An 11106-nucleotide genomic window follows, 5' to 3' on the forward strand; every position below is an offset into this window, starting at 1 on the left:
ACCGAGGGAAAGAATAATACAAAATTTGCTTTATACCCTGATTAGCAGCATAAATAAGGGGTTATGTTTTAAAATTAAAAATAGTATATCGAATAACTTAAAAAAATATTTGAATAATTCGGAACAGGTTTTGGCGCAAAATGACCGCTTAATTAACGGTTTGCCGTTAAATAAATGCTTCATGGGTTCTAAGCAGCAGGATGAATACCTTTCTGCCCGGTCCTAAACCTCTGTCGTGCTATGGTCTATGAAGCGTTGGAATTGATCCGCTCCGAACTGGAGACGTATGTGAAACCGTTCGCGGATGGCATCACGGTCAATCTGGGCAGCATTGCCGCGGTTGCCGGCACGCAGGCCAACACGATTCTAATCGGTTTGGTCCATCTGGAAGAAGAAGCAACCCTCAAAAATACCAGCCCCTACCAGCGCAACAGCATCACCGGCGGTTTCGACGTCCGGAATCCGCCCGTTTTCCTGAATCTCTACGTGTTGATCAGTGCCAATTATTCGGGAAGCGGTGATTACGAAACCGCTCTGAAACTGCTCTCGCGAACGGTTCAGTGTTTTCAGCAAAAAAACCAGTTCACGGTTGCCAACACCCTCACGGATAAGATCTTCGACGACCCGCAAGCCCTGATGCTGCGCATGACCGTCGAGTTGCATAGCCTCTCGTTCGAGAAACTGAATCAGCTCTGGGGAACCCTCGGCGGCAAGCAGGTGCCATCGGTCGTGTATAAAGTCCGGGTCGTGGAAGAACAGGCCGAAGGGCAGTTCGGCGCCGGAACGCCGATTCTGTCGTTTGAAGGCATTCGAAAACCGGTCCCGATTTCTTCGGAGTGAAAGTCCTTCGCATCCTGACCCCCTTCCATCCTCACCTCTTTCCGTTGTTTCCCGATGAAACCGCTTCTTCCCGAATCGTTTGGCATCAGCTACCAGATTCTGTTCACCGTCCGGGTGCAGCACCGGTATTTCCTGGATTTTGGGAGCACGCCTTTCGATACGGCTGCGCCATCGGCTGAAGCACGAAAGAAAATCGGGCTGATCCGGCGGGTGTATGACGTCTCCCAATTCCTGGCGTTTCTGCCCGATGCCCCGACCCACCAGCTCCTGAAAAACCAGCGGATGCTCTTCAAAAAACAGGCTGACGGTTTTGTGGTGCTGGCAGCTACCGAAAATCCCCGCAGTCCAACGCCCTTCCTGCCCCTTGCTGCAGGTCTGAAGTTCGTCTTCGCTGTGTATCCAACCGATCCGTTTTTCATGCTTTATACAAACCTGACGCCCGAAGTCATGAACGAGCTGAAACGACCGGGTCGTGGTTTCCGGCTCAAAAACCGCAACTCATCTGCCAATCCGTTGGAAAACCGTTTGAATACCGGAGAAACGATCCGGATGGCCGATCTGGAAGACCAGCCACCGGAACACGCGGTGACCGGACGGCTGGAGCGGCCCCTGGGCTTCATCGAAATTGAACACGCCCCCCCGACCCGCAGCCTGCTGACGGCGGAGGATGCGCTTCAGCCCACGCTCACTTACACGCTGACGTTGCAAAACCGCACGACCCGCTGGCGGCTGAAAAACGATGCGCCCGGTGACTTTGCGGGCGAACACCAACTGGTAAAAAACGGACTGATTCCCGCGGTGAACGGCACGACCAAACTCGCCAATCCGACACCCGCGACCACCACCTTCGAAAACGACGGACACTTTTATTCCACAATTTATTAAACCCCAGTCAAACCTCTTCTGCTCATGGCAAGTACACTCAATTTAGCGACGCTGAAAACTCCGGGCGTCTACATCGACGAGGTGTCGCTGTTCCCGCCATCCGTGGCCCAGGTCGAAACCGCCATTCCGGCCTTTATCGGTTACACCCGGTTTGCCGAAAAAGATGGCAAGGACATTACCGGGAAAGCGTTAAAAATCAAGTCGATGGTCGATTACCGGACGTATTTCGGCGGAGGGCCGGATCGGGAAATCACGGTCAGTCTGGGCCCAACCAACGCCGTAAAAAATGTCGACATGCAACCGGCCTGGTACCTGCACGACAGCCTGATGCTGTTTTTTGCCAACGGCGGGGAGAAATGTTACATCCTTTCAGTGGGCGGATACGACACCAACCCGGTTTCCCAGACCCATTTTACGGACGCCATCGACGAACTGAAAAAACACGACGAACCCACCCTGCTCGTGATGCCCGACCTGATGCTGCTGACCAACCCGGCTCACATTGCTGCGGTTCAACAGGCGGCCATCGACCATTGCAACAAATTGCAGGATCGCTTCGCCATTCTGGATGTCAAGGTAAATGATCTGACCAAAACCGCCGTTGACGATGCCGACATTACCGCCTTCCGGGGCAGCGTTTCCAACTTTCTGAAATACGGAGCGGCCTATTATCCCTGGCTCAAAACCTCCCTGCCGTTTGACATGAGCTTCGCCGGTTTGACGATCACCAAAGGCGGAAATCCAACCACGCTGGGTGCGCTTCTGGACCCGGGGGCTCCCAACAACGCCCTGCTGACCGAAGCGGACACCCTGGCGACCGATGGGTTTGCCGACACAAAAGCCATTCAGAATGTGGCCGTTCCGGCGGTCGTGGACTACCAGGCTTCGGCGGATAAAGAAGCGAAAAAGACGTTCATCTCGGCCGCCATTACCGCCTTTGATGGAATTGACCCGGACACGGTTTTCAAAAACAAACCCGTTCAGGATGTGCTGAAAGCCTTTACCGATGCGGGAAATGCCGAATGGCTGGCGATCCAGAGCGATAACACGGCGCTGGTGGTTACGGGTGATCCGGGCACCCATTCAACGGATGCCGCCATCGACGCGGTTTTTAACCGGCTGGTTGCCTTCATCACGCGATTCAAAACCGAAGCCAAAACCGCACTCCCGGCTTTGCTGACGGCCAAGCAGCTCGAAATCCAGCAGAAAATTCCGCTGTTTGCACTGGTTCGCAAAGCCGAAACCCTCGTCGCCGATCAAACGATCGTCAATGACCTGGTGGAAAGCAGCACGACGGCGTATGAAGCGGCTGGTACAACGGCCACCAAAAAAACGGAGTTGCTGAAGGCGCTCAATGCGTTTAACGGCTCCCCCGCTGCACTGGCGTTTACAAATACCGATGTTCGGCTGAGCTACCAGGACTATACGGACCAGGCCACACCTTCGGCCGCCGGAAAAAAACTGACCGATCTTCTGGCCAGTGCAACGGCCCTGTCGGGTTCCAATGCGTCGGCTTACGACGACAAGTTTGCGGAAGTGACCGGTTACATCGCCGAATTTCAGGCGCTCCTGACCGCGCGTCTGAAATCGCTGGAACTGGAAATGAAGTCAAAAATTCCGGTGTATGCCGCCATCGTTTCGGCCACCGAAGCGCAGGGCATCATCCTGCCGCCCAGTGGTGCCGTAGCCGGGGTGTACGCCAGCGTCGACGAAAACCGGGGTGTCTGGAAAGCACCGGCCAACGTGGGCATCTCCAACGTCGTCGGGCCAACGGTTTTGATTACCGATTCCGATCAGGAAAGCCTGAATGTCGATGTCGATGCCGGTAAATCCATCAACGCCATCCGGTATTTTACGGGCAAGGGAACGCTCGTTTGGGGTGCACGAACACTGGCGGGCAACGACAACGAATGGCGCTATATCTCGGTTCGGCGATTTTTCATCATGGTGGAAGAGTCGGTTAAGAAAGCCTCCGGCCAGTTTGTTTTTGAACCCAACGACGCCAATACCTGGGTGAAAGTGCGGGCCATGATCGAGAATTTCCTGACGCTGCAATGGCGGGCCGGGGCACTGGCGGGGGTTAAACCCGAACACGCGTTCTACGTCCGCGTCGGCCTGGGCCAGACCATGACCGCCCAGGACATCCTGAACGGTTTTCTGATTGTCGAAATCGGGATGGCGGTGGTTCGTCCGGCCGAATTCATTGTCTTACGCTTCTCCCACAAAATGCAGGAATCTTAACTCATAACCGATCATGGCAGCAGTCTATCCATTACCCAAATTTCATTTTCAGGTTGAGTGGGGCGGAGTCCGCCTGGGATTCTCGGAAGTGACCGGTCTAAACGTCGAAACCGATGTGATCGAATACCGCGAGGGCGCATCGCCCGAGTATCACAAAATCAAAATGCCCGGTTTGCAGAAGTTCCCCAACATCACCCTGAAACGCGGGACGTTCAAAGCCGACAACGAATTTTTCAACTGGTGGAATACCGTGGCCCTGAACACCATCGAACGTCGCAACCTGATTATCAGCCTGCTCAACGAAAATCACGAGCCGGTGGTGGTCTGGAAAGTCAAGCAGGCCTGGCCGTCGAAAGTGATGTCGGGCGATTTGAAAGCCGACGCCAACGAGGTGCTGATCGAGAGCATCGAGCTGGTGCACGAAGGGTTGACCATCCAGAACGAATAATGTATGGCGGGGCTAGTCTATCCACCGGTTGGCTTTCATTTTGTGGTAGAATTCGAACTCTTTCCGCAGACGGCTCAGGACACCCGGTTTCAGGAAGTCACGGGGCTGAATGTCGAAATGCAGATGGAAAGCATCCGGGAAGGGGGCGAAAACCGCTTTGAACACCAGTTGCCGGTTCGCACCAAATACAGCGACCTGGTGCTGAAACGGGGTCTTTTCGTGGGGTCAGACGTGTACCGATGGGCAAAAGACGCGTTCGAAAACTTTCAGTTTCAACCCGTTAACCTGTTGGTAACGCTGCTCAACGATCAACACGCTCCGCTGGTCTCGTGGCATGTGGTCCATGCGTTGCCGAAAAAGTGGGACATCTCCGCTTTCAATGCCGAACAGAACACCATTGCCATCGAAACGTTGACGCTCACGTACCGCTATTACACCACCATCCGGATCTGAACCATGCCCATTATTATTCGCGAACTGGTCATCACGGCCACGGTCGACGGCAATGCCGCCCGACAGGTCACCTCAGCCGCTACCCCGCCCGCCGACGCGCAGAAGCAACTCGTCCGCCAGTGTGTCGAGCAGGTGCTGGCCATTTTAAGGGAGAAAACCGAACGGTAAGACGGTTTACGGTTTTCAGTTTATGGTTTACGGTGGCTAACGCATACTTAGGACGCGTCAGCCACCGTAAACCGTAAACCATAAACCGAAAACTGAAAACTGAAAACCATAAACCATAAACCATAAAACCGCTTACACATGCTGGGCGAACTGGTTAAAATGAAGCTGACGGGTTATCACGATGTTGGTTTTAAAGAACGAACGGGTGAGGAATACACGGCGGTGGTCAACCCCGAAACTTACACGCTGAACTACGAAATTCAGGCGAATCAGGAAAGTGCAGGCGGCACGAGCGCGAACCAATCGACGTTCAACAAAATCGCTCCGCGCAAGCTGGAGTTTGAATTTCTGTTCGATTCCACGGGTGCCCTCACGCAGACGGGAACCGCCCCGCCCCGGTCGGTCGGCACCAGCCAGGGCGTTTGGGAGCAAGTGGAGCAGTTGAAGAAAACGTCGTTCGATTTCATCGGTGAAACCCACCAGCCGCCGTACGTTGAACTGGCGTGGGGCAAGCTGATTTTCAAGTGCAAAACCGAGAAAATCAACATTACCTACAAGCTGTTCAAACCCGATGGAACGCCCGTCCGCGCCATCGCCAAGGTCAGTTTTGTAGAGGTCATCAACGACGAGCTTCGCACCAAAAAAGAAAAAACTGCGTCGCCGGATCTGACCCACCTTCGCACCGTTCAGGAAGGCGACACGCTGCCGCTGATGTGCCACCGGATCTACGGCGATTCGACGCTCTACCGGGAAGTCGCCCGCGTGAACAAGCTGGTGAATTTCAGAAAGCTACCGACCGGGATGCGACTCTTTTTTCCGCCCATTGACAAGCAGCAAACCGTAAACCGTAAACCGTAAACCGTCCCCATGCCCGAGAATCCGCGCATACTCGAAACCCCCGCCCCCCGCGACCTGCCCACCTACACCCTCTTTCTGGAAGAGCAGGCGCTGGAAACGATGTTTCAGGTGTTGTCGATCCGGGTTCAGAAGGAGGTCAACCGGATTCCGACTGCCTACCTCACGCTGAAAGACGGCGATCCGGCGTCCGGGAATTTTCCGGCCAGCAACGACAGCCGGTTTGTTCCCGGAAAAAAGCTGGAAATCAAGGCGGGGTATCACCAAACGGAGAAAACGATTTTCAAAGGCATCCTGGTTCGGCAGGGAATCGAAGCCCAGTCGACCGGAACCACCCGGCTGAACCTGCTCGCCAAAGACGTCTGGGTGAAGACGACGCTCGTGCCGAAACGCCGGTATTTCACCGAAAAGAAGGATTCGGAAGCCGCCGAAGAAATCGCGCAGACGTATCGCGGTTTGGAAATCGACGCCGAAGACACCGGTTTTCAGCACGAAGAATTGATTCAGTATGACGCCACGGACTGGGATTACCTCGTGATGCGGGCCGAAATCAACGGCAGGTTGTGCCTGACCGACGATGGAAAGCTGACGATTCAAAAACCGGATTTTGACCAGGAACCGGTGGTCGAATTGCAATTCGGAGCCACCATGCTGGATTTCGACGCCGAAATGGACGCCCGCGATCAGGTCACGACGCTGAAAACCACCACCTGGAATTATGCCGACCAGGAACTGGCCGAAGCCGAAGCCGCCGAGCCAGCCGGGATCGAATCGGGAAACCTCTCGGCGCAGGATCTGGCCGAAGCGTTGACCGCCGAAGCGGTTTTTCAGCACGGCGGAAAACTCGAAACGGAGGAGTTGCAAACCTGGGCCGATGCCGCGCTGCTCAAACGCCGGATGGCCAAAATCCGGGGTCGGGTGCGGTTTTACGGCCATGCCGACGTCAAGCCGGGTCTGATGATCAGCCTCGGCGGGCTGGGTGACCGCTACAATGGCAAGGTGTTCGTAACGGGCGTCAGTCACCAGTTGGCGGAAGGCAGTTGGGAAACGAACGTGCAGTTTGGCCTGAGTCCACAGTGGTTTGTGTCGGAAATGAACGTCGGCCAGACGCCAGCCGCCGGGTTGTTGCCCGCTATGGGCGGTTTGCAGATTGGCGTGGTGACCGGTCTGGAAGGCGATGCAACGGGCGAGGAGCGGATTCTGGTACGACTGCCGGTGATCGATCCGGCGGCCGAAGGCACCCGCGCCCGCGTCGCCAGCCTGGATGCCGGCCAGGAACGGGGCTTCTTTTTCCGGCCCGAAATCGGTGATGAAGTGGTGGTCGGTTTTCTGAACAACGACCCGCGCGAGGCCGTGGTGCTGGGCGGTTTGCACAGTAGCCAGAAAAACCTGCCGGAACCGTTTACCACCACCGACGACAACCACCGGAAAGGCTACGTTTCGCGCAGCAAACTGAAACTGGTTTTTGATGACGAGAAGAAAATTCTGACCATCGAAACCCCGGCGGGGAATCTGTTCAAACTGGACGAGGACGCCAAAAGCATTACGCTACAGGATCAGAATGGTAACAAACTGATTCTAAACGACCAGGGTATTCAACTGGAAAGCAGCAAAGACCTGACGCTGAAAGCCGCCGGTAACGTCAAAATCGAAGGCGTTGGCGTGGAAGCGAAGGCTTCCGCCCAGTTTAAAGCGACCGGTTCGGCAGGTGTGGAAATGAGCAGTTCCGCCACGGCGGTTTTGAAAGGGTCAATCGTACAGATCAATTAACGAAACGATGGTATCGGAAAACGATTTTTTAGGCCGTGGCTGGAGCTTTCCACCAGCATTCAACCCGCAGTCGTCGCCCAAAAGCGTGGCGATGACGGCGGGGCTGGCCGACATCGAGCGCAGTTTGCACATCCTGCTGACCACCCAGCCCGGCGAACGGCTGATGGTGCCCGATTTTGGTTGCGACCTGCAGGATATTCTGTTCGAACCGATCAGTACGGCTTTGCAGGCGCGGGTGAAAGACCGCGTCGAAACGGCCATTCTGTATTTCGAACCCCGCATCGACCCGCTTGATGTCACGATTGAAGAACCGCCCGAACAGCCTGGCTTGCTGCTAATTACGGTCAACTACCGCGTTCGCAGCACCAACACCCGGTACAATTTTGTGTATCCGTTTTACAAAAACGAAGGAACCGAAATCTCGAATTCAGCCGACCCATCCAGCCTGCCATCCTTTAGCCGTTAACCAACCGCACCCATGTCGCAGCCGTGTCCCGACAAAAATCCGCTCCAACGCGATGGACTCAGTCAGCCCCAGCGCCGACTCCCCGCGTTGCAACCGGAAAACACGCTCCTCGATGAGCGCAAGCCGAAAGACTTGCTGCGGTTTCTGGCTTTGTATGCCCAGGAAGCCCGAATCCGGTTTTTCGACGCCACCAATACGCCCGACAACGGTGCCCTCTGGGCCGACCTGATGAACTTTGAGCGGTATTTTTCGCTGGATGAGCTAAAGACCCGCAGCGACATCGAACCCCATTTTGCACTGATTCTCAGCTTTTTGCACCTGTTTGAAAAGCTCCAGGCCCACCAGAATACCTTAACCAAACGACACCTCGATTTTTACTACCGGGACGTATTGCAACTGAGTCCGCTGGCCCCGGTTCCCGACCGCGTCCACGTTTTGTTCGAGTTGGCGAAAAACGCAACAGAGCAGATCATTGCGGCAAAAACCGAACTGGACGCGGGGAAAGATGGTCAGAAACAGCCGCTGATCTACCAAACCGCCCACAACCTGATCGCCAACCGGGCGAAAATCAGCCATCTCCGGACGGTTTTTCGGTCGGGTGCGAAAGTCTATTGTGCGCCGGTTGCCAATACGGCCGATGGCGTCGCCGAAACCCTCACGCCCGAAAATCCGGGCTGGAACGGATTTGGCCCCAAGGGCGGTGCCAGCAAAAACCGGTTTCCCGAGGCACGGCTGGGGTTCGCACTGGCGTCGCCCATTCTGCTGCTGGCGGAAGGATCCCGGGAAATAACGGTGCAAATTTTTCCGCCGACGGACTTTAAACTCAGGAAAAAGACGCTAAACCTCCGCGTTCAGCTCAGCGGCCCCCAAGCATGGCTCGACGCCAGTGCGGTAAACACAGTGGTAAACGAAGCAGTAATCACGCTGGTAGTGACGGTATCGGCCACCGTGAAAGAGGCCGTTGTGGCTTACGATCCGGCGAAACTCGACGGCGGTTATGCCACCGATGCGCCGGTTATGCGCTGCTGGCTGGCAGACGACGAAGCGTATGATGACTGGAAACCCCTGAAAATCCGTTCCGTACGAATTGATGTCAAGGTCGATGGCTTAAAAAAGACGCTGGCGCTGGAAAATGACCTCGGCCCGGTCAGTTCCGAAAAACCGTTCATGCCCTTCGGCCCCACACCCGCTGTAGGCTCCACCCTTGCGGTACGTTGCGACGAAATTCTTGCCAAATCGCCGGAAACCGTCACTGTTCACCTGACGGAATGGGTTGGATTGCCCGCAAATTTGAGCGCCTACTACGAAGCCTACGGAACACCGTATACAACGCCAAACGCCTTCACAGTGACCGGAGATATTTTGGCCGTTCCCAAAAAAGGACTGCCCCTCTTCCCGGCAGCAAACGCAGAATTCAAACTAACCACCTCTTTATCAGGCGCTTCATCGACAGTAGACAATCCTGACGACCTTCTGAAAATCAGCCTGGAATCCGATTTTGGTCATGTGGTTTATCCGCAGAAGCTGACCCAGGGCGTGATCGATCGGGCCAAACCGACCCCCGGTCCTCAAAAAATTCCGAATCCGCCGTATACGCCGGTTCTGAAGAGCCTGACGGTCGATTACACCGCAACAACGGGGCGGGTTTCGCTCCTGCAGCCCGAAACCGGCGATGCCGGGGCGTCGTTTGCCAGCCGCCCCCTGCAATGGTTTCATCTCGCGGCTTTCGGGCAGGCCGAAGAGCACGGTTATTTAAATAAGACTCAAACCGTTTATTTGCTACCGCAGTACAACCGCCACGGAACCTTTTTTATGGGTTTACAGGATGTCGGTCCGCAGGAAGCCGTCGCCATTCTGTTTCAGGTGGAGGAAGGAAGTGCCAATCCGGAAAACCAGGTGCCGACGGTGGAATGGAGCGTGCTGGTCCGGAATCAATGGCGTTTGCTGACGCGGGATGAGATTCTTTCCGACACCACCAACCACCTGCTGACGTCCGGCATTATTCAATTTCTCCTTCCGAAAGAAACAACCACCGACAATACGCTATTGGATGCCGGTTTTGTCTGGCTGCGTGCCGAACTGAAAATCGGTTCGGGGGCCGCGCCAATCGACAGCGTGTGCAATTTTGTGGGCCTGCACCCCCAGGCGGTTCTGGCCAATTTTACCGATCAGAACAATGATCCGGCGCATTACGATTTGCCGCTGGCGGCCGAAACCATCCAGAAGTTGCGCCGGAGCCTGGCCGCAGTGAAGGCCCTCAAACAACCGTATGCGTCGTTTGGCGGTCAACCGCAGGAATCGGACGCAGCCTATTATACCCGCGTCAGCGAACGGTTGCGGCACAGACAGCGGGCCGTCAGCATCTGGGACTACGAACACTTGGTGTTGCAGACGTTCCCCAACGTGTATAAAGCCAAATGCCTGAATCACACCAAAGTGAATGCCGATGGCCAGACCTTGACGGAACTCGCCCCCGGCCATGTGACCCTCGTGGTTGTGCCGGATCTGCGGAATTTGAAAGACGTAAACCGGCTTGAACCCCGGGTTGATCTGAATACGCTGAGCGTGATCACCCAATTCCTGCAACACCGGGCGGGCAAACCGATCACGATTCAGGCCACCAACCCCCGCTACGAACGGGTGAAACTTCGTTTTCAGGTGGCCTTCCGCCCCGGTTTTGAGCCTGCGGTTTACAAAAAAGTGCTCCAGCAGGATCTGATTGCTTACCTGACGCCCTGGGCGTTCGATACTCAGGCCGAAATCGCCTTCGGAGGAACGGTTTACAAAAGCACCCTCCTCTCCTTTATGGAACGAAGAGATTACGTGGCGTTTGTCACGGAACTGAAAATGCAGCATTTCGTGGGCGACACCAGCACCGGGGAAGACCAGGAAGTCATTTCGGCATCGGACGCCCGGGCGGTTTTGACCTCTTTCAGCGAACATGAAATAAACGACTTTACGGGCTGTTGAGGCCCACCTC

General features: G+C 55.4%; 10 protein-coding genes. All 10 read left to right on the forward strand.

Annotation, left to right across the window (positions count from 1 at the left end; all coding sequences use genetic code 11):
* The first annotated feature begins 240 nt into the window (after positions 1-240).
* The 10 genes from F0P93_RS24575 (at position 241) to F0P93_RS24615 (ending at position 11096) form a co-directional block, all read left to right on the forward strand.
* Complete coding sequence (locus F0P93_RS24575) at positions 241-840, forward strand: contractile injection system cap protein (protein ID WP_150880388.1); 600 nt, start codon at positions 241-243, stop codon at positions 838-840.
* Between the two features lie 54 nt (positions 841-894).
* Positions 895-1725 (forward strand): hypothetical protein, encoded by an 831-nt coding sequence (locus tag F0P93_RS24580; protein WP_150880389.1) that lies wholly within the window; start codon positions 895-897, stop codon positions 1723-1725.
* A gap of 24 nt (positions 1726-1749) precedes the next feature.
* The gene (locus F0P93_RS24585) at positions 1750-3966 is read left to right on the forward strand and encodes a phage tail sheath C-terminal domain-containing protein (RefSeq protein WP_225309628.1); all 2217 of its coding nucleotides are present in this window, start codon (positions 1750-1752) and stop codon (positions 3964-3966) included.
* A 13-nt stretch (positions 3967-3979) separates the two neighbouring features.
* On the forward strand, positions 3980-4414 hold the full coding sequence (locus tag F0P93_RS24590) for a phage tail protein (RefSeq protein ID WP_138992092.1): 435 nt from the start codon (positions 3980-3982) through the stop codon (positions 4412-4414).
* A gap of 3 nt (positions 4415-4417) precedes the next feature.
* The gene (locus F0P93_RS24595; RefSeq protein ID WP_150880390.1) at positions 4418-4867 is read left to right on the forward strand and encodes a phage tail protein; all 450 of its coding nucleotides are present in this window, start codon (positions 4418-4420) and stop codon (positions 4865-4867) included.
* A gap of 3 nt (positions 4868-4870) precedes the next feature.
* The gene (locus F0P93_RS31585) at positions 4871-5035 is read left to right on the forward strand and encodes a DUF5908 family protein (protein WP_171062847.1); all 165 of its coding nucleotides are present in this window, start codon (positions 4871-4873) and stop codon (positions 5033-5035) included.
* 138 nt (positions 5036-5173) lie between these two features.
* Entirely contained in the window at positions 5174-5893 is a 720-nt protein-coding gene (locus F0P93_RS24600) for a CIS tube protein (RefSeq protein ID WP_150880391.1), read from the forward strand.
* A gap of 9 nt (positions 5894-5902) precedes the next feature.
* Complete coding sequence (gene vgrG / locus F0P93_RS24605; RefSeq protein WP_150880392.1) at positions 5903-7660, forward strand: type VI secretion system tip protein VgrG; 1758 nt, start codon at positions 5903-5905, stop codon at positions 7658-7660.
* A 7-nt stretch (positions 7661-7667) separates the two neighbouring features.
* Positions 7668-8126 (forward strand): gp25 family contractile injection system sheath assembly initiator, encoded by a 459-nt coding sequence (locus F0P93_RS24610; RefSeq protein ID WP_150880393.1) that lies wholly within the window; start codon positions 7668-7670, stop codon positions 8124-8126.
* 12 nt (positions 8127-8138) lie between these two features.
* Positions 8139-11096, forward strand: a complete 2958-nt coding sequence (locus F0P93_RS24615) for a baseplate J/gp47 family protein (RefSeq protein ID WP_150880394.1) — start codon at positions 8139-8141, stop codon at positions 11094-11096.
* Positions 11097-11106: the final 10 nt, after the last annotated feature.

The organism is Larkinella humicola, assembly GCF_008727875.1.
In the GTDB taxonomy this organism is placed as follows: Bacteria; Bacteroidota; Bacteroidia; order Cytophagales; family Spirosomataceae; genus Larkinella; species Larkinella humicola.